The organism is Acinetobacter sp. S4400-12 (assembly GCF_024129495.1).
Taxonomy (GTDB): Bacteria; Pseudomonadota; Gammaproteobacteria; order Pseudomonadales; family Moraxellaceae; genus Acinetobacter; species Acinetobacter lwoffii_C.
This window is the reverse complement of sequence record NZ_JAMXYB010000027.1, coordinates 14,294-35,846: the sequence shown is the minus strand read 5'-3', so window position 1 is coordinate 35,846 and position 21,553 is coordinate 14,294. Positions and strand designations below refer to the sequence as shown.

General features: G+C 41.4%; 20 protein-coding genes. 16 read left to right on the top strand and 4 right to left on the bottom strand.

Features of this window, described 5'->3' with window-relative positions; all coding sequences use genetic code 11:
* Positions 1-264 precede the first annotated feature (264 nt).
* Positions 265-714, top strand: a complete 450-nt coding sequence (locus tag NI461_RS10690) for a bacteriohemerythrin (protein WP_253157278.1) — start codon at positions 265-267, stop codon at positions 712-714.
* On the opposite strand, the gene holA is transcribed toward NI461_RS10690, so the two are convergent.
* The 4 genes from holA to NI461_RS10670 form a co-directional block, all read right to left on the bottom strand.
* Positions 711-1,709, bottom strand: a complete 999-nt coding sequence (gene holA / locus NI461_RS10685; RefSeq protein ID WP_151204093.1) for a DNA polymerase III subunit delta — start codon at positions 1,707-1,709, stop codon at positions 711-713. The two genes, NI461_RS10690 and holA, sit on opposite strands and share 4 nt — an antisense overlap.
* Positions 1,710-1,718: 9 nt before the next feature.
* Entirely contained in the window at positions 1,719-2,252 is a 534-nt protein-coding gene (lptE, locus tag NI461_RS10680; protein WP_151204094.1) for an LPS assembly lipoprotein LptE, read from the bottom strand.
* Positions 2,253-2,445: 193 nt separating this feature from the next.
* A complete protein-coding gene (gene leuS / locus NI461_RS10675) occupies positions 2,446-5,067 on the bottom strand; it encodes a leucine--tRNA ligase (protein WP_253157276.1) in 2,622 nt (873 codons plus the stop codon).
* A 121-nt stretch (positions 5,068-5,188) separates the two neighbouring features.
* Entirely contained in the window at positions 5,189-5,536 is a 348-nt protein-coding gene (locus NI461_RS10670; protein ID WP_253157274.1) for a DUF4124 domain-containing protein, read from the bottom strand.
* A gap of 660 nt (positions 5,537-6,196) precedes the next feature.
* On the opposite strand from NI461_RS10670, the gene NI461_RS10665 reads away from it, so the two are divergent.
* From NI461_RS10665 to ispG, 15 genes are all read left to right on the top strand, one after another.
* Positions 6,197-7,924: an acetolactate synthase 3 large subunit gene (locus tag NI461_RS10665; RefSeq protein ID WP_151204097.1), complete on the top strand. Its 1,728-nt coding sequence runs from the start codon at positions 6,197-6,199 to the stop codon at positions 7,922-7,924.
* On the top strand, positions 7,921-8,412 hold the full coding sequence (gene ilvN, locus NI461_RS10660) for an acetolactate synthase small subunit (protein WP_151204098.1): 492 nt from the start codon (positions 7,921-7,923) through the stop codon (positions 8,410-8,412). Before NI461_RS10665 ends, ilvN begins: the two co-directional genes overlap by 4 nt.
* Positions 8,413-8,519: 107 nt before the next feature.
* Positions 8,520-9,536 carry a ketol-acid reductoisomerase gene (ilvC, locus tag NI461_RS10655; protein WP_151204099.1) on the top strand — a complete coding sequence of 339 codons (1,017 nt, stop codon included), beginning with the start codon at positions 8,520-8,522 and terminating at the stop codon, positions 9,534-9,536.
* Between the two features lie 868 nt (positions 9,537-10,404).
* Positions 10,405-10,929, top strand: a complete 525-nt coding sequence (locus tag NI461_RS10650) for a DUF4402 domain-containing protein (RefSeq protein WP_151204100.1) — start codon at positions 10,405-10,407, stop codon at positions 10,927-10,929.
* Between the two features lie 99 nt (positions 10,930-11,028).
* On the top strand, positions 11,029-11,730 hold the full coding sequence (locus NI461_RS10645; RefSeq protein ID WP_253157272.1) for a molecular chaperone: 702 nt from the start codon (positions 11,029-11,031) through the stop codon (positions 11,728-11,730).
* A 41-nt stretch (positions 11,731-11,771) separates the two neighbouring features.
* Positions 11,772-14,099, top strand: a complete 2,328-nt coding sequence (locus tag NI461_RS10640; protein ID WP_253157270.1) for a fimbria/pilus outer membrane usher protein — start codon at positions 11,772-11,774, stop codon at positions 14,097-14,099.
* Between the two features lie 12 nt (positions 14,100-14,111).
* Entirely contained in the window at positions 14,112-14,525 is a 414-nt protein-coding gene (locus NI461_RS10635) for a hypothetical protein (RefSeq protein WP_151204103.1), read from the top strand.
* Positions 14,526-14,770: 245 nt separating this feature from the next.
* Positions 14,771-16,051, top strand: coding sequence for a glycosyltransferase family 1 protein (locus tag NI461_RS10630; RefSeq protein ID WP_253157260.1), 1,281 nt, complete (start codon positions 14,771-14,773; stop codon positions 16,049-16,051).
* 18 nt (positions 16,052-16,069) lie between these two features.
* Entirely contained in the window at positions 16,070-16,621 is a 552-nt protein-coding gene (locus NI461_RS10625; RefSeq protein WP_151204105.1) for a phosphatase PAP2 family protein, read from the top strand.
* Between the two features lie 89 nt (positions 16,622-16,710).
* Positions 16,711-16,911: a Fe-S cluster assembly protein IscX gene (gene iscX / locus NI461_RS10620; protein WP_151204106.1), complete on the top strand. Its 201-nt coding sequence runs from the start codon at positions 16,711-16,713 to the stop codon at positions 16,909-16,911.
* 110 nt (positions 16,912-17,021) lie between these two features.
* Complete coding sequence (gene ndk / locus NI461_RS10615; RefSeq protein WP_035265623.1) at positions 17,022-17,453, top strand: nucleoside-diphosphate kinase; 432 nt, start codon at positions 17,022-17,024, stop codon at positions 17,451-17,453.
* 122 nt (positions 17,454-17,575) lie between these two features.
* Complete coding sequence (gene rlmN / locus NI461_RS10610; RefSeq protein ID WP_151204107.1) at positions 17,576-18,811, top strand: 23S rRNA (adenine(2503)-C(2))-methyltransferase RlmN; 1,236 nt, start codon at positions 17,576-17,578, stop codon at positions 18,809-18,811.
* Positions 18,812-18,834: 23 nt separating this feature from the next.
* Positions 18,835-19,626, top strand: coding sequence for a type IV pilus biogenesis/stability protein PilW (gene pilW / locus NI461_RS10605; RefSeq protein WP_227548025.1), 792 nt, complete (start codon positions 18,835-18,837; stop codon positions 19,624-19,626).
* Entirely contained in the window at positions 19,617-20,408 is a 792-nt protein-coding gene (locus NI461_RS10600; RefSeq protein WP_174659329.1) for a helix-turn-helix domain-containing protein, read from the top strand. The genes pilW and NI461_RS10600 overlap by 10 nt, the downstream gene beginning before the upstream one ends.
* Positions 20,409-20,429: 21 nt before the next feature.
* The gene (gene ispG / locus NI461_RS10595; protein WP_253157258.1) at positions 20,430-21,551 is read left to right on the top strand and encodes a flavodoxin-dependent (E)-4-hydroxy-3-methylbut-2-enyl-diphosphate synthase; all 1,122 of its coding nucleotides are present in this window, start codon (positions 20,430-20,432) and stop codon (positions 21,549-21,551) included.
* Positions 21,552-21,553 lie beyond the last annotated feature (2 nt).

Sequence of the window (21,553 nt, the reverse complement as noted above, 5' to 3'; positions counted from 1 at the left end):
TAAGAAGAGTGCGTGCCATTGAAAATGTAGAAATAAAAATAACTCAAAGGAGGATTTTAAGTATTTAAAACCAATTCTTCAAATGAGGACACGCTCTAAGTATTAAAAACTAAAAAAACTATGTTTTACATATAGATTTAACTAAATAAAGCTTGTAATATTTAATTCCATAAAAAAAATATGTCTTTATTGTAGAAAGATGATATGGACGTTTTCGTGTAAAAAATAATACGAATTTACTAAGGAAATCGATGGGGTTCAAAAATGGAATGGAAGGAAAACTATAATATTGGAATTGAGGTGATTGATAATCAGCACCGTCAAATTTTAGATTATATTAATACTTTGGAACAGGTAAAAAGCACGGGAGCGCGCGATAAAATCAAAGAGGTGTTGGATGACTTAATTGACTATACCCAGTCGCATTTTAGCTTTGAAGAAAATTTACTTGAACAAGTCAGTTATCAATATTTGCCGTCTCATCGTGGAATACATGAATTATTCGTTAAACGATTAAATGATTATCGTCTGAAATTTGAGAAGGGTGAGTCAATTGAAAAAGATTTGTATCGCCTTTTGTCTAAATGGTTGATCAACCATATTCAACATGATGATCAAGACTATGTCGATGCAGTGCGCGACAATATGTTGAGCTATCTACGTAAACAGGAAGAGAAAAAAGGCAAAGGCTGGTTTGCACGTTTTTTTAGTTAAGCGCTGGTTGATAAAAATAAGTCTTTACCACACATTGCAGCAATGGCCTGTAGGATGAGATGTTCAGGATTTTCTCTGGACATCCCTTTAATGGCAGCATCAATGCTGATCAAGAGTTGCGGCCAGGCCAAAAAAGCCTGTGGACTGAGGCGACGTAAGGCCTGCTGATATAGACTTACCTTGGTTTTCCAGATACCGAGTTGCAAAGCATTTTGTGGTTGTTCAAACAGTTGCATCAACAAACGCATTTCCTTGCTGATACTCCACAAGATCAGGCTCATCGGTTCACCAGAGGCTGTTAAATATTGAAAAATTTTTACCGATTGCGCCAAGTCTCCTTTTAGCAAGGCATCACTTAAATCATAAGTACTATAGCGTGACTGGTCTTGCAGGCAGGCATATAGATGATCAATCTGAATCAGATCAACTTCAGGAAAAGTGTCACTGACCCGCATCAGGCTGTTTTTTGCAGCCAGCAGGTTATGCTCGTGATGCTGCTCCAGCCATTGCCATGCATCATTTGCCAGTTGAATGCCCAGCTTTTGCGCTTCTACTCCCAAAATTTGCTGACGATCTTTGGGATAATTGGCCGAAAGTGAAACATTCACCCCATTGGCATCAATCAGTTGAAAGAAACTGGATTTCAGGCTGTTACTGTCCTGCTTGGGCATAACCACCAACAGCAGGTTGTGCTCATTATGCTGCAAATAGCTTTTCAGTAATTTAAGAGCACTCGCATCAGGCTTGATATTGCCATGCACTTCCACAGCAAGTTGCGTGGAAAAAAGAGACAGACTATTTAAGGCATTAAAGACATTTTTCCAGTCAGCTACTGAACTGATATCATAACGCTGACGCTCAATGTCCTGTTTTTGCCAGCTGGCACGAAAGGCATCAAGCAGGTTCTGTTCCAGCAGGGGCTCCTGACCATGCAATATCCAGGCTCCGCGAGCATCATCAATACGTTTGAGGGCCTGGAGATAGTCAAGTTTCATCGCTTAATCTTATGGGGTAGCCGGAGTTGAAGGACGATCTTTAACCAGCGGTAACCGATTTGAAGAAATCTGGCGCGCAATCTGCTGGGCAATATCATCAATAAGGACCTGATTTAAGAACTTTTGTTCCTGGTCATCGGTGTTTACGGTTTCAATATTATATTGATAAGTACGGGTTGCTACCACCGTACGTGCTTCGGTAATCGGCTTGCCTTGCGCATCTTCTATACGGAAAGTCACATTCAAACGTAACAAGGTTTCTACCAGCTTGCCATTTAACTCCAAGCGGCGCGGCGTATAGTCCAATATATGCAATACATAAGCATTAGGAGCCTTGTTTAGCTGTATACCAGCGGCACCCAGATAGACTGCAAGCTTTTCCTGAAGTTCTTCAGTATGGGCAGGTAAGGAGAGGCTCATGGTGGAGTAAGCCAATGGCGCGGAACTCGAAGTAGTTCCTTTTAAATGAAAGCCACAGCCCGCCAAGCCTGCACTTAGACCACAAGTTAAAACAATTGCTGCTAAACGTTTGCCCAAATGCATATTTTGTCCTCTATTCTTCCCTGCGGAAAATATTTGAAATCCTGAAATGGATTGTAAAGTCAAAGCCCGTTGGCTGGCAACGGGCTTTGTTTGGGAATTGTGAAATCCTTTTGTCCCTTCATCCTAACCTTCTCCCAGAGAAAGAAGGGATTGGCCCCTTCCTTTTAGGAAAGGGCCAGGGAGCGGTAGATTTTTAAACCACCAGGTTCACCAGTTTATTTGGTACCACAATTTCTTTCTTGGTTGGCCCTGTCAAGAATTGCTGTACTTCCGGCAAGGCTTTGGCTTGTGCCAGAACTTCATCTTTAGAAGCATCCACCGCTATTTCAAGTTTGCCACGCAGTTTGCCGTTGACTTGAACCACAATGGTTTGGGTATTGCGGGTTAAAGCAGACTCATCCACTTGCGGGAATAGGGTTGAATTCAATTCAATCCCAAACTTAGCCAATAAAGTTTGGCTTAAATGCGGTGCAAACGGAGCCAATAAGGTAAGAAGGGTGGTAATGGATTCACGTGCAACCGCCACGTCATTATCATCTTTGGCTTCAAACTTATTATTCGCGTTTAACAGTTCCATCATGGCGGCAATAGCCGTGTTAAAGGCATGACGGCGTTCAATGTCATCACCCACTTTTTGGATGGTTTCGTGCGTTTTACGACGCAGGTCTTGTGCCGCGGTTGAAAGTTTTGCTGTATCGATAACAGATGCAGAATTGCTTTTTTCCAGGAAGCCTGCAGCCAAACGCCATACACGTTTCAGGAAGCGGTTAGCGCCTTCAACACCGGCATCTGACCATTCCAGAGATTGATCCGGTGGCGCAGCAAACATCATGAATACACGTGCGGTATCTGCGCCGTACTGGTCAATAATCGCTTGCGGGTCGATACCGTTGTTTTTCGATTTCGACATTTTTTCCTGACCACCGACAATGACATCTTGACCATCGCCCTGATATTTTGCAGAAATGATGCGGCCTTTCTCATCACGTTCAAGATCGATGTCGGCTGGATTGAACCAGGTTTTTTTACCTGACTCAGCCTCACGATAGTATGTATCCGCAAGGACCATACCCTGGGTAAGCAAGTTGGTGAATGGTTCGTTACCTTGTACCACACCTTCATCACGCATCAGTTTGTGGAAGAAGCGTGCATACAACAAGTGCAGAATCGCATGTTCAACACCACCAATATATTGGTTTACTGGTAACCAGGTTTGGCTGGCTTCAGGTTTGACCAGACCATCGGTAAAATCAGGAGATGCGTAACGCGCATAGTACCAAGATGATTCTACAAAGGTGTCCAGAGTATCGGTTTCACGACGTGCGTCGCTACCACAACATGGACAAGTGGTTTCATAGAACTCAGGCATTTTGTTCAGCGGGTTACCTGAACCATCTGGAACCACATCGGTTGGAAGGACCACGGGAAGTTGATCTTCGGGTACTGGCACCTGACCGCATGTGTCACAGTTAATCATTGGAATTGGACAACCCCAGTAACGTTGACGAGACACGCCCCAATCACGTAAACGGAATTGAACTTTAGAACTTGCCAGGCCTGTTGGTTCTAATTTAGCAAGGAATGCATCGTATGCACCCTGGAAATCCAGACCATCAAACTCGCCTGAATTGACCAGTTTGCCTGCTTTAGAGCCGTACCACTCTTGCCACTCTGTCGCATCAAAGTCTGTGTCTTCTGCACCTTTGGCATCAATGACCTGTTTGATGGTCAAGCCATATTTGTTGGCAAATTCAAAGTCACGTTCATCGTGTGCAGGTACGGCCATCACCGCACCTGAACCGTATGACATCAATACATAGTTGGCAATCCAGACTGGAATATCTTCACCAGTCACCGGATGTTTGACTGAAAGACCGGTTGCCATCCCTTTTTTCTCAGCCACGGCCAGATCGGCTTCAGCCACTGAGCCCATACGGCATTCTTCAATAAATGCAGCAAGTTCAGGATTGTTTTCAGCTGCTTTTAATGCCATCGGATGTTCTGCGGCAACTGCCACATAAGTCACGCCCATTAAGGTATCGGCACGGGTGGTAAATACCGTTAAGCCATCGGCATAAACCTCAAGATTTGCTGAAGGGAAGGTGATATCCATCCCTTGTGAGCGACCAATCCAGTTGCGCTGCATGGTCAGTACTTGTTGTGGCCAGCCGTCTTTTAATGTATCTAAATCATCTAATAGTTCTTGGGCATAATCGGTAATGCGGAAGTAGTACATTGGAATATCACGTTTTTCGACCAATGCACCTGAACGCCAGCCACGACCATTTTCCACCTGCTCATTTGCCAGTACTGTCTGGTCTACCGGATCCCAATTCACAGTGGAAAGTTTGCGGTAAATCAGACCTTTTTTATACAGCTGAACAAATAACCATTGTTCCCAGCGATAGTATTCTGGGGTACAGGTCGCAAATTCGCGATCCCAATCTACAGCTAGACCGAGTTTTTTCAACTGGTCACGCATGTAGGCAATATTTTCAAAAGTCCATTTTGCCGGAGCCACCTGATGGGCAATGGCTGCGTTTTCAGCAGGTAGACCAAAAGCATCCCAACCCATTGGTTGCAGGACAGTTTCGCCTTTTAAACGGTGGAAACGGCTGATCACGTCGCCAATCGTATAGTTACGCACATGACCCATATGCAGCTTGCCACTCGGGTAAGGGAACATCGAGAGGATATAACGACGCGGACCTTCTACAGTGTCGGCAACTTTAAAGGCTTTGCGAGATTCCCAATCCTGCTGGACTTGAGGCTCAATCGCACTGGCTTGATATTCAGGGTCAATGTGAGTAGTCATATACGTAATACAAGAGAATGGTTAAAAAATTTAACGCACAGCATAGCGCAAAATGCACCTAAAAGTGAATTTTGCGCACGGGTTTCTGCAGGAAAAATCTAAATCGGTATTTCGGAGAGTCTTAGACTGATGGGCGTTCAGACTGACCACGCTCCAAGGCTTCATTGGCTTCGCGTTGTTGCTGGTCATTTTCAGTCCCAGCCGGATTTGGGCGACTATGCACCGGATGCCCATTTTCAGGCTGAACCGCATTTTGACCAGTTTCTGAAGGCGTTGTTGCTGAATTGGTCCAGCCATAAGTGGTGACCGTTTTAACTTTTTTAGAAGACTTTGGTGGCGGCGTTTTGGTGTAATGGGTGGTGCCTTTGGCGTCTACCCATTTATAGTATTCCGCTGCAGAAACATGGCTAGTTATACTAAAGAGTAATATACCAGCACAACTACCTAATTTCAGGAAAGTGCTTTTCATTTGTTATATATCCTTAAAAAATAGAGTTATTTGAATGGTTTCTGCTCTAGAAAGGGGAGAGCTGTCATTGGATTTATTGTGTAATATTAAAAAATAAAAAGAAAGTTTTAAGACCGAAAAAAGTCAGCAGATAAAGTTTATCTATAAAAAATGATATTCAATTAGATAAAAATTCATTCCTTTTTCTTATGTAATGCATATTAAAAATTTATAAAATTAAAGAGATAACAATATGAAAATGATAAATATTTTCTGGATCGGTAAGAACTGTACAAAAAATCCAAGACTAAATTGTACGTAAAACCAGCAAATCAGGTCAAAAAGTAGGAAGAGAGAGTGTGTTTAAAACTTGACTTTAGAGTCTGAAAACACAAGAATGCTGCAATAGTTTTATATGCCTTAAATCGATCACCCTTCGAATAAGTGTCATGTCATGCAATGGGCAATTTTTCTAGCCGAGAAATTGAACAAAGCCAACAAAATATGTTTACCCCAACATGTTTTAGATCTTGTATTGCTCGAACAGCAAGAAGATCAGATTTTTTTCCTATTGCTATGAAAACTATGAAATTTGTGTGCTATAACAGTGCAGACAGTTAACAAATGAAACACTGCAAATGCCTCCCATTTGTGCAGTGAATAATATTAGGGTGAATCACGTTGGAACTTTTATCTGGTGGTGAAATGCTTGTTCGCGCATTAGCGGATGAAGGCGTTGAACATGTTTTTGGATACCCAGGCGGCGCAGTACTGCATATTTACGATGCGCTCTTTCAACAGGAAAAAGTCAATCATTATCTCGTACGTCATGAACAGGCTGCCGGTCACATGGCCGATGCTTACTCGCGCGTAACGGGTAAAACAGGTGTAGTGCTGGTCACTTCAGGCCCAGGCGCAACCAATACCGTCACACCAATTGCAACAGCCTATATGGACTCAATCCCAATGGTGATTTTGTCGGGTCAGGTTGCAAGCCATCTCATCGGTGAAGATGCTTTCCAGGAAACCGATATGGTGGGTATTTCCCGTCCAATCGTGAAGCATAGCTTTCAGGTACGCCATGCAAGCGAAATTCCTGCGATTATCAAAAAAGCATTCTATATCGCATCGAGTGGCCGTCCAGGTCCAGTGGTTGTAGATATTCCAAAAGATGCGACCAATCCCGCGGAGAAATTTGCTTACGAATATCCTGAAAAAGTGAAGATGCGTTCGTATCAGCCGCCTTATCGCGGTCATACCGGACAAATCCGTAAAGCGATTGACGAGCTGCTTCATGCTAAACGCCCGATTATTTACTCGGGTGGAGGTGTGGTTCAGGGCAATGCTTCGGCGCAATTGACTGAACTTGCCCATTTGCTGGGCTTCCCGGTCACGAATACGCTGATGGGCTTAGGGGCTTTCCCTGGCGATGATCCACAGTTTGTCGGTATGCTCGGGATGCACGGAACTTATGAAGCGAACATGACCATGCATAATGCAGACGTGATTCTGTGTGTGGGTGCGCGTTTCGATGACCGTGTAACCAATAACCCGGCGAAGTTCTGTCCAAATGCCAAAGTCATTCATATTGATATTGACCCGGCGACTATTTCAAAGACTATCATGGCCCATATTCCAATCGTGGGTGCGGTAGAGCCGGTATTGACAGAAATGTTGAACCAGTTGAAACAGATGAATGTTTCCAAGCCAAATCCTGAAGCAATTGCGGCATGGTGGAAACAGATTGATGAGTGGCGCCAGGTCAACTGCCTGAAGTTTGATGTACCGACTGATGGTTCGATGAAACCGCAACAGGTGGTACGTGCTTTAGACAAGATCACCAACGGTGAAGCGATCATTACCTCTGACGTTGGTCAGCACCAGATGTTTGGTGCATTGCACTACCGCTACAAGCGTCCACGTCAATGGATCAATTCAGGCGGCTTGGGCACCATGGGTGTTGGTCTTCCTTATGCGATGGCTGCAAAGCTTGCATTCCCGGATCAGCAAGTGGTGTGTATTACGGGTGAAGCGTCTATTCAGATGTGTATCCAGGAGCTTTCAACCTGTAAGCAATATGGTCTGAACGTGAAGATTCTATGTCTGAACAACCGTGCCTTGGGTATGGTGAAGCAGTGGCAGGATATGAACTATGAAGGTCGTCATTCCAGCTCTTATGTAGAGTCTTTGCCTGACTTTGCCAAGTTAATGGAAGCTTATGGCCATGTCGGGATTCAAATTGATCATGCAGATGAGCTTGAATCGAAGCTTGCTGAAGCCATGGCAATTAACGACAAATGCGTATTTATTAACGTAATGGTTGACCGTAGTGAACACGTCTATCCGATGTTGGTTGCGGGTCAGTCGATGCAAGATATGTGGTTATCAAAAGGGGAGCGCACGTCATGAGACATATTATCTCTGTACTCGTAGAGAACGAAGCGGGCGCACTTTCACGTTTGGTTGGCCTGTTTTCTCAGCGCGGCTATAACATTGAAACCTTGAACGTGGCACCGACTGAAGATCCAACACTTTCACGTCTAACGCTCACTACATATGGTGATGACCACAAGATTGAACAAATTACCAAGCAGCTGAACAAGCTGGTTGAGGTGGTGAAAGTTGTAGACCTGTCTGAAGGTGCACACATCGAACGTGAACTCATGCTGATTAAAGTCAAAGCACTGGGTTCATCACGTGACGAAATCAAGCGTACAGCTGATATTTTCCGTGGTCAGGTGGTCGATGTCACACCAACGACCTATACCATTCAAGTGGCGGGTACGACTGAAAAAGTTGATGCGTTTATTGATGCCTTGGCAGAAAATACCATTCTGGAAGTGGTTCGTTCAGGTGTATCTGGCATTGCGCGTGGCGAAAAAGTTCTAACTATCTAATTTTTAACATATTCTACTCATTGTGAAATGAGAATCTCAGTCAATGAATACGAATAAGATCATTGGCTGAGGTCAAAGGAAGCATAAGCATTCAAGTGGAGACAGCAATGCAAATTTTTTACGATAAAGACTGTGATTTATCTATCATCCAAAGCAAAAAAGTAGCGATCATTGGTTATGGTTCACAAGGCCATGCGCACGCGCTTAACCTGAAAGATTCTGGCGTTGATGTAACTGTAGGTCTGCGTGCAGGTTCTACTTCTTGGAAAAAAGCTGAAAATGCTGGTCTTAAAGTTGCTGAAGTTCCTGCTGCTGTAGCACAAGCTGACGTAGTGATGATCTTGACTCCGGATGAGTTCCAATCACAACTTTACCGTGACGTCATTGAGCCAAACATTAAGCAAGGTGCAACTTTAGCATTTGCTCACGGTTTCTCTGTGCTTTATAACCAAGTGGTTCCACGTGCTGATTTAGACGTAATCATGGTTGCGCCTAAGGCACCAGGTCACACTGTACGTTCTGAATACCAACGTGGTTCAGGTGTTCCTGACCTTATCGCCATTCACCAAGATGCTTCTGGTAATGCGCGTAACGTAGCACTTTCTTATGCTTCAGGCGTAGGTGGTGGTCGTACAGGTATTATCGAAACTTCATTCCGTGAAGAAACTGAAACTGACTTGTTCGGTGAGCAAGCGGTTCTGTGTGGTGGTGCTGTTGAACTGGTTAAAATGGGCTTCGAAACTCTGGTTGAAGCGGGTTATGCACCAGAAATGGCGTACTTCGAATGTCTACATGAACTTAAGCTGATTGTTGACTTGATGTTCGAAGGCGGTATCGCAGATATGAACTACTCGGTTTCTAACAACGCTGAGTACGGTGAATATGTAACGGGTACTGAAGTGATCAACGAACAGTCTCGTGAAGCAATGCGTAATGCGCTTAAACGTATTCAGTCGGGTGAGTATGCGAAGATGTTCATCCAGGAAGGTGCATTGAACTATCCGTCTATGACTGCACGCCGTCGTCAAAATGCTGCACATGGTATTGAAGTAACAGGTAACAAGTTACGTGCAATGATGCCATGGATTCAAGCAAACAAAATCGTTGATAAAGAAAAGAATTAATTTTTATCTTCTGATTGAATAAAAAAACCTGCTCGAATTGAGCGGGTTTTTTTATTTATTATTTTAAGTTTTCAGTTATAAGAAATGAAAAAAGGAAGTTTTTTCTAAATTATTTTTTAGGATACTAGTTAAAGCGGGAGTAAATAAAAGTGTAAAAGTAAAAGGCTTAGGATCTAGAGTTAAATAATAAATATTGATGGACAGGAGATTTAAGTTATCTGGTGTTTATTTAACATAGGAGTAGATTAAATAAATTATCATGTGAATATCGATTTAATTAGAGTCTTAACAGATTATTTAAAATAATAAGATAATATTCACAATATAGTTAAATAAAGGGATTGATTTTAAAAGCTCAAGAATAAGAAATTTTAAATAGCTTAGAAATTAAAAGATAGATTACGCGATAAAAACAAATAAATTCTAGATAAAGTGTGATTTAGTGTGAAAAATATAAGAAAAAGTGAGAGATAAATATGATTTTTCCCTGCAATTTGTTAAGAAGTGTAATTTTTGAAACTTTTAGTAATAATTTACTTTTATTGAGAATTTATTGTATTTCAGTTACTTGTGTTAATTATATTGGGGTGTAGATTATATTAAATTTTAAGTAATTATTGAAAACAATTTGTAACACCTGTGGTATTAATTAGCTATCTCTATAATTTTATGTCTCCTAATAATGTTTTTATAAATATCCCTACGAAATAAATATATTATTGTGAATAGTATTATTTTTGTATGTTTTCAAACGAATGATAATAAGATAAAAAAACGGTAAGTAGTTTTGCTCATAAGAATAAGAGTGTTTTACTCACCGTGAGACCAAATAAACAAAAATATTCTTTTTAAAAGAATGGAGAAAGACATGAAAAAAACGACTCAGGCAGCACTGGCAGCATTAGTATTAAGCGTTGGTTTTGGTTCAACAGCCGCATATGCAAATGAGCTTGAAGCAAGACCAGGTCCTAAACCAACTAAACCACACAAACCGGGTAAACATGGATGTGGAGATAAATGTGACGGAAAAATTAAAATCGATTTGAAAGTAGATCGCCATTGTGATCTAGATATTGGAACGTCCACAATGACATTGGCAGGCACACCAGGTGGTGATTATTCAGCAAATGGACATTTCGATGTACGTACCAATGCAGGCTATAGCCTACTCATTAGTGCGCCAGCAACTTTAGCGGGTAGCGCAGGTTCAGTACCAGTTGCGGTTACTACACGTCAAGATGGAGCAGGTTCTGATTACACTGGTTCTACTTTACCAAGTACTGGTAATGCAGATGTTCGCTTTAATGTTAAAGCTCTTGTAACAAGTAACGCTATTGATAATGCAGATGCAGGAAATTATACCGGTAACTATATTGTAGCGGTAAAATTCTAATAATAAGAAAAAAATTTCTTATATAAAGTAATAAATAGGAGATGTGGAAAGCATCTCCTATTTTAATAAAAATTATATTGAATGGAATTGGAGTTAAATATGAATAAAAAAATTATAGGATTTTTTTTATTATTCTTAGTAAGTACTTCTTTGTTTGCGGGAATAAGATTTACTCCTATACAACTTTATATTCAGGATTTTAAGAAACAGAAAAGTACGACTATCAGTGTAGAAAGTAGTGGGGTTGCAAGTTCAAAAATTTTTGAAATCAATGCATTTAAATGGACACAAGATGAACAGGGAGAGGATATTTTAGTAGAAGATAATACTTTATTATTTAATCCAAAAACATTTGAATTAAAGCCTGAAAGCAAGCAGCTTGTGAGAATTGGCTTTAGCCAGCCTCCCTTATATTTAAAAAAACAAGAATCATGGAGAGTTGTTTTTAAGGAAGTCACTCCTATTGAAAATAAATCCAATATTAACTTTTTGTTTAATTTTTCATTACCATTATTTGCTGGAGAGCAACTGCCGCCTCAACTTGATATAAAGTTAGAAAAAACAAATAACTCAGCATACTTGAATATTGATAATACAGCAAAATCTCATGCAAAAATTACTGAGGTAGTTGTATTGGATAATAAAAATAAAGAAGTTTTTAAAAAAGATTTGACTTTATATATTTTAAGTGGAAATAAGATTAGGTATAACTTGGGTGACTTTAAGAATAACAATAGCGAACTAAAATTAAAAGTAAAGGTTGAGGAATATGGATACTTAGAGTTTCCTGTAAAAGGATAGAGCTGGTCTAAAGAGAATAAAAATAGTAAAAGGATAATACTATGAAAGCTACTAAAATTCTCATAATGATAGTGTGTGGTATGGGTGTAACAAATACAAATGCAATAGATAACCAACAGGTAGATCAGAAAGAAAATGTGGAAATTTTTATTGTAAATATATGGGTGAATGGGCTGGATTATAATACTGAAACAACTACCTTTATAGAAGGTGGAAAAAGATTTATAGAGTGTGAAGCTTTAAGTAAAATTGGGATTCGAATTGAGGGATTTCAACACCATTTAACTAAAAAAGACTTTTGTTTATTAAATCAGCCAGATGTTATATTTGAAGATGACCATAGCTTACAAGCAATAAAAATTAATTTTCCTTCAAATTATTTCCAGGAAACTGCTTATGACTTGGAAGTAGCAGCACCTGAAAAAGCAAATTTTGGAGGCTTCGTAAACTACAGTTTATTTTATAATAGAGATGAAGAGGATCAGGAATTTAATACGTTTTCAGAAGTTGGTATATTTAAAGATTACTGGTTGTTCAAAAATGCTTTTTTGTACCGTAAAGATCCCGAAGAGTTTGAACAGCAGTTTTTACGGGTAAATAGTACCTTAGATATTGAATTTCCTGAAAAGTTTCTAAGCCTAACTTTAGGTGATACAACTAGTCGTTATAATGCGCTTAATAATTCATTCCGGTTTGGAGGATTAAGTTTTGGAACCAATTATACAGATCGGCCAGACTTCGTATACTGGAACACTCCTACTTTAAATGGCAGCGCAAGCTTACCTTCAACCATTGATTTATATATTAATGGGATAAGGCTTTATCGAGATTCTATTACACCTGGAAATTATAACCTACCTGCAGGTGCAATTTTTAATCAGGCTGGTGATGCTCAAGTGGTGGTAGAAGATATTCTAGGTAACCGCACTGTTCAAAGTTTCCCAATTTATATCAATAGTCGCTTATTAAAACCAAAACTAAATGAATATAATATTTCCTTAGGGAAGCTAAGATATAATTATGATTATGTCGATGATGATTATCGTGACTTTTTTACAAAAGTATTTTTTCGACGAGGTATTACTTCCTCTACCACATTAGGGGGAGATCTTCTATATAGTGAAGAAACAATTAACTTTGACTTTTTATGGACACAAGGAGTGAGTAAGTATTTTGTCTTGGATACTGCATTTTCAGTGAGTGAAGCGAAGGAAGAGGAGGAACAAGGGTATGCTGCCTCATTAGTATTAAATCGAAGTTTTAAAAATTGGTCTTATAGCCTGAATAGCCGATACTTTACTGAAGAATATAAATATTTGAGCAATGATCTGTATGATTCTAGTATTAAAACTTCAAGTGCCTTAAATTTTAATTTTTTTAATTTAAAAATTGTTGATGGGGTGGGCTTTAACTACATTTATCAGTCTTACTATAATGATCAAGGTTTTGATAATGACCGTCAAATTATTGATATTAGAGCAACAAAAAGATTAACAAAAAATCTGTATTCAGACTTCGGTTTCTTTAAAGATTTTGGTGAAGGTGGCGATCAGGGTTTCAATATTGCATTTAATTATGATTGGGGAGACAAAGGACAAATCTATCTTGATCATGATACTGAAAATAATGAAACAAGTTTAAGTTATAGTCATAGGACGATGACTCAAAATGGTTTTGATTATGTTTTAGGCGTTAATCGCAGCGATGATGAAGTAAATTATAATGCATATGGCTTATGGAAAACGAGCATCGGTAATTTACAGTTATCACATGATGAATTTGAAGATCGACGTAATTCACAAGCCTTATTTGAAGGAGCTCTGGTCTGGTTGGATAATAAAGTTGCATTAACTAAATATGCATATAATGCTTTTGCCCTGGTCAATGTCGATCAGCATCCAAATCTTGATATTTATCGTTCAGCAACACTCGCTGGCCATACCAATGATAAAGGTTATATCTTTATCCATGACATTATTCCTTATATTCATTACGATATTTCTTTTGACCAGAATCAGTTGGCTATGGATGAAACTTTTGAATACTCTTCAAAAAAGCTCATTGCATTGGACCAGCGCGGTTATAAGTTTAATTTCCCTGTTCATAAAACCAAGCGTATTGCGGTAAAAATCAAAGATATTCAACAAAATAATTTAATTATCGGTTCTGAAGTCCTGGTAGATGGTTTAAGTGGCGAACCTTCTTTTGTGGATAGTCAGGGTATTGTCTATCTCTATTTGTTTAAAGCTGGATCCTATAACCTTAAAGTCAAAACTCAAGGAGGAAAACAGTGCCAGGCCCAATTTACTCTTAATGAAAGTCAGTTCCAAAATTCAAACCAACAAGTTTTAGAAGCTATATGTGAGTAGGAGTAGAAGAAAATGAAAAAACTCTTTTTATTAATAATCGCCCTATCGGTTAGTGCAATTACAGAAGCAGCAAAATATTGTTCAATAGATGGTTTTAGTAATTCAGAATTACGTCTAGCCAGCTATCAGCGTAGCCAGGCTGCTACCTCCTTTAATATTTCATGTGATACCAGTTATTCTATTTTATTTAATAGTCAGAATTTAATCAGTCCGGACGGCATGAGTTATGTATCTAATGGTCCTCATAAATTAAGAACTAAATTAAATTTAAGTGGTGCCAATAGTGGTTTGTGGGGAGTGAGATTAAAACAGAACCCTACACAAAGACAGAAGTATATAGTCTCGGTTCAACTGGTGGATAATCCTTATAATGGTGTTCCTGCGGGTCATTATCAGGATCAGATCTCAGTAGATATCGATTTTTAAATGCTAAGAGTTTGAATATAAAAATAAGCTGATGACGATACTAAAACCGGAAAGACTTGAGAGGACTCTAAATGGACACCCGTGGTAAGTGAGTATCTGGTGTCTAAGCAGATATTCACTTAATTCCATCCTCTGAACAGGCAGTGATGAATATTGTTATGGAACTGTATTTGAGCCTCATGATTCATCAAGTAGTCATATGCGGTTTCTATGCTGAATGAAAAATATAACTAGACAGGTGCGGGATGTCACAAACTTCCATCTCAGAATTATTAAAACAGCGACCAGTTCTTCATAAAATCCAGTTTGATTTGAAAGGTCAGCGCAGACCGGTCAGTCCCTATAAAACTGCCTTGGAGAGTCTGGTATGTCCCCGCCTAAAAATTGCCATTGTGACCGAAACCTGGCCACCAGAAATTAATGGGGTGGCACATTCATTGCTACAGCTTTGTAAAGGTTTACAAAAGCAAGGCCATAAAATCTTATTGATTCGCCCAGAACAACAAAAAACCTGTAGTGAATTCAAAGCCTATGCTGAATGTCTGGTCAAGGCGCATCATATTCCCCGATATGCACATCTACAGTTTGGTCGGCCTCAATTTTTAAAAATTTATCAGGCAGTTGAGGATTTTTATCCGGATCTGGTGCATATTGTGACGGAAGGTCCTTTGGGGTTGGTGGCTCAGCAAGTGGCAAAGCTGCAGGGAATCCCGGTATCGAGTGGATTTCATTCCTCCTTTCAGGATTTTAGCCGTTTCTTTGATTTGGCTTTTCTGGTTAAACCGATCCAGAATTATTTAAAGTGGTTTCATAACAATACTGCTCTGACATGTGTGCCTAGTCAGGAAACGGCACAAGCCCTGACCGATTTTGGGGTCACTTGCCGGCTTGCTGTTGTAGGCCGTGGTGTCGATACGGATACATTTTCACCAAAGTGGCGCTCACCCGAATTGCGTTATGCTTGGGGTGTCTCTGCCACGACTCGCGTGATGCTCTATGTAGGCAGGCTTTCACCAGAAAAAGAGGTGAATGTCTTGATTCAGGTGTATTTGAGAATGCGCCAGCTGTATCAGCAGAATATACGTCTGGTCATCGTAGGCGATGGACCTGATCGGGCTAGGTTGGAGCGGCTTAATCAGGATGGAAGTATTATTTTTACAGGAAGTTTATCGGGTCAAAAATTATCACAGGCTTATGCCAGTGCAGATGTGTTTTGTTTTGCCAGTCAGGTCGAAACCTTCGGTAATGTGGTTTTAGAGGCAATGGCAAGTGGTTTGCCAGTGATTGCGTATGATTATGCTTGTGCGCATTTACATATCCGGCATGGTCAAACAGGTTATTTAAGTGCACGTGGAAATCAGCAAGCTTTTATACAAAATATGCTTGAGCTGCCAGATCTGCTCTGTCTACAACAGATGGGGAGTCTGGCACGTCAAAAAGCTGAAGAAGTTGGCTGGCAATATCCAGTGTATCAATTTGAACAAGCCTTGTATTCGGTGGTTCAACCTGAAAAATACAGGGCATAAAACAATAAGAGCTCTACAATGAAATTTCAAAATGCAAAACTCAAGTTTTTGGAAATTGATTTAAAAGGCTGTGTTTATCTTAATCATTTTTCCCGTTCGGAGCGTATTACCACCTTTTTTAAAATCGTCAGCCGCCTTGGAGATGGGATTTTCTGGTATCTGATGGTGTTGAGTGTTTGGATCGTACAGGGCTTGATATATAGCCTGCAAATTATCTATCTGGTTTTAGGTAGTACGGTAGGAACTTTAATTTATAAAGTCCTTAAAACCAAGACGGTACGGCCGCGTCCCTATCAGGTGCATCAGGTGATCCGCTTGGGTGAACATCCGCTGGATCATTTTAGCTTTCCTTCAGGCCATACCTTACATGCTGTAATGGCTACGGTGGTACTGGGTTATGTAGTGCCTGCATTACTGTTTCTGATGCTGCCCTTTACCATTTTGGTGGCTTTGTCCCGCATGGTGCTGGGGCTGCATTATCCAAGCGATGTGGTGGTAGGGGCCTTACTTGGTGGCGTGCTGGCAATGGCGATTGTATGTATGGCGCCATTTTTAAATATTGTGTTGTAAAAAATCAAGCAGAAGCCCGGCGAAAGGCTCGCAGAATTTTGCAGATTTGCTAAAGTACAGCATCACACTAGATATGCTTAGGAATAGATATGGGTTTACGTTGGACAGATACCCTCGATATCGCGATTGAATTGTATGAAGCGCATCCGGATGTTGATCCGCAATGGGTTCGCTTTACCGATCTGCATGCCTGGATTTGTGCACTGCCTGATTTTGAAGATGACCCGAATAAATCGACCGAAGGCCTTTTGGAAGGCATTCAAATGGCATGGATTGACGAAGCCCGTTAATTGCTGGCTTGAAAAAAGTAAAATTTTTACCTCTGAAACGAAGAAACAAGTCCATTATTCGGTATAATGCGGCAAAATTTCATGTCAACAATTGACTTAAGGAGCCGATCATGGCTATTGAACGTACATTATCTATTGTAAAACCAGACGCAGTTGCTAAAAACCACATTGGTGATATTTTTGCTCGTTTTGAAAAAGCGGGTCTTAAAATCGTTGCAACTAAAATGAAACACTTGACTCAAGCTGAAGCTGAAGGCTTCTACGCTGAGCATAAAGAACGTGGTTTCTTTGCTGACCTGGTTGCATTCATGACTTCTGGTCCAGTGGTTGTTTCAGTTCTTGAAGGCGAAAACGCTGTTCTTGCTCACCGTGACATTCTGGGTGCAACAAACCCTAAAGAAGCTGCTCCTGGTACTATCCGTGCAGACTTCGCTGTAAGCATCGACGAAAACGCTGCTCACGGTTCTGACTCTGTAGCATCTGCTGATCGTGAAGTGAACTACTTCTTCGCGCAAACTGAGATTGCTCCACGTACGCGTTAATACGCAGTATTCAAACCAGATAAGTGTTATTATACTTATCTGGTTTTTTTATTCTCTGAATAATTTTTTGCTCAGATATTGAGCTTCTCCTTTCATCTTTAGACATGGTTTAGGTAATACACATGAGTACTGACGTGGTCGCTACATCAGCAGTTTCTGATGCCCAGCAACAATCTCTGTCCACTCCTGCACAGCAAAATTCTGTGGAAAAAGTGAACTTACTTGGCATGTCACGTCCACAAATGGAAAAATTCTTCGAAGATCTGGGCGAGAAGAAGTTCCGTGCCGGACAGGTGATGAAATGGATTCACCAGTTTTTTGTAACAGATTTTGCCGAGATGACCAATATCTCAGGCAAGCTACGTGAAAAACTGGAAAAGATTTGTGAAATTAAAGCGCCAGAAGTGGTGCATAAAAACTATTCCAAAGATGGCACCCGTAAATGGGTATTCCGTGTGGGCGACGGTGACGGTTCTCTGGTCGAGACGGTATTGATTCCGGCAGAACATCGTAGCGGTTTACGACGTACCTTGTGTATTTCATCCCAAGTGGGCTGTGCTTTGGACTGTTCTTTTTGTTCCACCGGCAAACAGGGTTTTCAGCGTGATTTGACTCAGGCAGAAATCATCGGTCAGCTGTGGATGGCCAACTATTCCTATATGGAAGATGTGCCTGTACTTGAGCGTGAGCGTTCGGTCACGAACGTGGTGATGATGGGCATGGGCGAGCCATTGCTGAACTACGATGCCGTGCTTAACGCGATGCGGGTGATGCTGGATGACTTTGCGTATGGTATGTCCAAACGTCGCGTGACTTTATCAACTTCAGGTGTAGTGCCAAAAATTGATCAGATGGTGAAAGATATTGATGTGGCCCTGGCGATTTCATTGCATGCACCAAATGATGAGCTGCGTAATGAGCTGGTACCGATCAATAAAAAATATCCACTCGAACAATTGATTGCCGCCTGTCAGCGTTACATTGCCAAAGATGGTAATGAAAGTTCGCGTAAACACGTGACGATTGAATATGTGATGCTGGATGGGGTGAATGATCATCCTGAACATGCGCAACAGATGATTAAATTGTTGAAGAACCTTCCAAGCAAGATCAATTTGATTCCATTTAATCCGTTTCCGCATGCGCCATACGGCCGTTCTAGCCGTAACCGGATTATTTCTTTCCAAAAAACTTTGTCTGATGCCGGTTTTGTGTGTACGATTCGTCAGACGCGTGGCGATGATATTGATGCTGCGTGTGGACAGCTGGTCGGACAGGTTGCTGACCGTACCCGTCGAGCGGAGCAGTGGAAAAAGAAAATTGCGCAATCAAATGAGATTATGCGCTCACAAGGATAACAAGAGGTCGCCAATTGAATAATCTGACATCCAAACTTGCTTTGATTTCAGTGCTGTGTGGGTTTTGGGGATTAACCGCGTGCCAAACGCCGGAACTGGGTCAGAAAGACCCGGAAAAAGCCACTAAAGTCCGTACACAATTGGCGGCAGAATATCTTAAATCAGGTGATCTGGATTCAGCAAAACGTGCGCTCGATCAGGCACTGGAAAGCAATTCGCGTGATTCTCAGGCCAACATGATGATGGGTGTGCTGCTTCAGCAGGAAGGCAGTCCACTCAATCTGGAAAAAGCCGAGACTTATTTCAAGCGTGCCATTTCCGCAGACCCGAAAAATGCACAGGCGCGAAATAATTACGGTACCTATTTATATCAGCTTGGGCGCTATAATGATGCGATTGAGCAGTTTAAAATTGCGGGTGCAACTTTAGGGTATGATCAGCGATTTCGTGCCCTAGAGAATATGGGCCGTATTTATCTGAAAACTGGCGATGTTGTGAATGCTGAAAAAACATTCAAACAGGCGCTACAGGCTAATCGCGATTCGTATATATCAATGTTAGAGTTGGCAGAAATTTTTTATCTGAACCAGCAGTTCCCGGCAGCGACACAAATGTATGAACATTTTGTGCGTGGGGTGGGACAGAAAAATCAGAGTGCCCGCGCACTCTGGATTGGCATTCGTACCGCGCGTGCCAATGGTGATCGGCTAGGAATGCAGGTATTGGTTAATCAATTGCGTGCACTCTTTCCTGAAAGCCAGGAATACCAACGTTATTTGCAATTACAGTACAGTACTGAGGCCGTATGGAAGTAAATCCTAATTCACCATCGAATCATTCGAGCGTAGCTCCAAACGCGTTAGGAAATGTTCAACGTCCAGGTGAGTACTTGCGTCAGATTCGTATCAATCAGCAATGCGATCTGGACGATGCAGCCAATGAGCTGAATATTCCGGTAAAAACCCTGACTGCGCTTGAGCAGGATGACTACAAGTCTTTGCCTGAAGCCACTTTTATTAAGGGCTATTATCGTATCTATGCCAAGTTTCTGGGGGTAGATGCTTCTAGCATCATCCAGCGTTTTGATGAAATTTATACGAATGATACCGGCCTGCTGCCCAATCATGCCCTGAATAATTCTCCGATCAAAATTATGGGGAAACTTCCGGGTTCGAAGCGTGATCGTAACCGTAAATGGTTAAAGCGCATTTTGATTGCCTTGACGGTACTGGTGATTCTGGGGGTATTGACGACGATCATACAAAACTGGTCCAGCAATAACAGCCAGGATGACAGTGAAATTGCCGCAGACCCCTCTTCTCATATTGAAGTTCTAAATCTGGATAATGGCACAGCCATGATGGGCGACCAGTTAAAACTGGATTTTCAGCGTCCAACCTCGGTTCATATCGTGGATTCCACTGGAAAGGTACTGGCGACTGGCCGTCAAGCTTCCACCTTGCAGCTTAGTGGTGAGTCGCCATTTCAGATTCGTCTGGATGATGCCACTGCCGTATCACTCAGTTTAAATAATGAAAGTATTTCATTGTCTCCATATACCGTGAACGGAAAAGCAGAATTCCGTTTGTCACGTTAAGGGTGAGAGTAGGTCGAAAGAATGATTATTAATCCAATTCAGCGTCGTTCAACACGTAAAATCCGTGTGGGTTCTGTCTATGTGGGGGGGGATGCCCCTATCAGTATTCAGTCAATGACCAATACTGAAACCTGTGATGTGGAAGCGACCGTTGCACAAATCCAGCGGTGTGTGGATGTGGGTGCGGATATTATGCGTGTATCTGTGCCGACCATGGAGGCCGCAATCGCCTTTGGCGAAATCCGCAAGCAGGTCAGTGTGCCTTTGGTTGCTGATATTCACTTTGACTATAAGATTGCCCTTGCGGTTGCAGACTATGGGGCGGACTGTCTGCGTATCAATCCGGGAAATATCGGTTCTGAAGCCAAAATCCGTGAGGTGGTGGCTGCTGCAAAGCATCATGATATTTCCATGCGAATCGGGGTAAATGCCGGTTCTCTGGAAAAAGATATTCAAAAGAAATATGGCGAACCGACGGGTCAGGCTTTGCTTGAATCTGCGATGCGCCATATCGACATTCTGGATCGTCTCGACTTTCAGGAATTCAAAGTTTCGGTTAAAGCCTCCAATGTCTTCTTAACCATGGATGCGTACCGTTTGCTGTCGCAGCAAATTGATAACCCGCTGCATCTGGGAGTGACTGAAGCGGGTATTTATCGTACCGGTTCAGTGAAATCCGCGATTGCCCTCGGTGGCCTGCTGATGGAAGGCATTGGTGACACTATGCGAATTTCCCTGGCGGCAGAGCCTGAAGAAGAAATTAAAATCGGCTTTGATATTTTAAAATCACTCAGTCTGCGTTCTAACGGCATTAACTTTATTGCCTGTCCAAGCTGCTCACGTCAAGAATTTAATGTGATCAAGGTCATGCAGGTTCTGGAAGAGCGTCTGGAAGATGTGCGCGTACCAATGGATGTTTCGGTTATCGGCTGTAAGGTCAATGGTCCAGGTGAGGCCAAAGAAGCCGATATTGGTGTAGTGGGTGCAAGTCCACGTTCACTGGTGTACCGTAATGGTGAAAAAAGCCATTTAATTGACACAAATCAACTGGTTGATGAAATCGAAGCAATGGTTCGTCAACGTGTTTCCGAGCTTGAAAAAGCTAAATCCAAAGAGATTATTCGCACAGGTTTTTCTGAGTAGAT

Excerpts from the sequence above, each read along its gene's own strand:
- ispG (WP_253157258.1), top strand. The coding sequence starts at position 20,430 with ATGATTATTAATCCAATTCAGCGTCGTTCAACACGTAAAATCCGTGTG.
- NI461_RS10625 (WP_151204105.1), top strand. The coding sequence starts at position 16,070 with ATGAAATTTCAAAATGCAAAACTCAAGTTTTTGGAAATTGATTTAAAA.
- NI461_RS10650 (WP_151204100.1), top strand. The coding sequence starts at position 10,405 with ATGAAAAAAACGACTCAGGCAGCACTGGCAGCATTAGTATTAAGCGTT.
- leuS (WP_253157276.1), bottom strand. The coding sequence starts at position 5,067 with ATGACTACTCACATTGACCCTGAATATCAAGCCAGTGCGATTGAGCCT.
- ilvC (WP_151204099.1), top strand. The coding sequence starts at position 8,520 with ATGCAAATTTTTTACGATAAAGACTGTGATTTATCTATCATCCAAAGC.
- NI461_RS10645 (WP_253157272.1), top strand. The coding sequence starts at position 11,029 with ATGAATAAAAAAATTATAGGATTTTTTTTATTATTCTTAGTAAGTACT.
- ilvN (WP_151204098.1), top strand. The coding sequence starts at position 7,921 with ATGAGACATATTATCTCTGTACTCGTAGAGAACGAAGCGGGCGCACTT.
- NI461_RS10670 (WP_253157274.1), bottom strand. The coding sequence starts at position 5,536 with ATGAAAAGCACTTTCCTGAAATTAGGTAGTTGTGCTGGTATATTACTC.
- NI461_RS10690 (WP_253157278.1), top strand. The coding sequence starts at position 265 with ATGGAATGGAAGGAAAACTATAATATTGGAATTGAGGTGATTGATAAT.
- NI461_RS10630 (WP_253157260.1), top strand. The coding sequence starts at position 14,771 with ATGTCACAAACTTCCATCTCAGAATTATTAAAACAGCGACCAGTTCTT.
- ndk (WP_035265623.1), top strand. The coding sequence starts at position 17,022 with ATGGCTATTGAACGTACATTATCTATTGTAAAACCAGACGCAGTTGCT.
- lptE (WP_151204094.1), bottom strand. The coding sequence starts at position 2,252 with ATGCATTTGGGCAAACGTTTAGCAGCAATTGTTTTAACTTGTGGTCTA.
- NI461_RS10635 (WP_151204103.1), top strand. The coding sequence starts at position 14,112 with ATGAAAAAACTCTTTTTATTAATAATCGCCCTATCGGTTAGTGCAATT.
- NI461_RS10640 (WP_253157270.1), top strand. The coding sequence starts at position 11,772 with ATGAAAGCTACTAAAATTCTCATAATGATAGTGTGTGGTATGGGTGTA.
- iscX (WP_151204106.1), top strand. The coding sequence starts at position 16,711 with ATGGGTTTACGTTGGACAGATACCCTCGATATCGCGATTGAATTGTAT.
- rlmN (WP_151204107.1), top strand. The coding sequence starts at position 17,576 with ATGAGTACTGACGTGGTCGCTACATCAGCAGTTTCTGATGCCCAGCAA.
- NI461_RS10600 (WP_174659329.1), top strand. The coding sequence starts at position 19,617 with ATGGAAGTAAATCCTAATTCACCATCGAATCATTCGAGCGTAGCTCCA.
- holA (WP_151204093.1), bottom strand. The coding sequence starts at position 1,709 with ATGAAACTTGACTATCTCCAGGCCCTCAAACGTATTGATGATGCTCGC.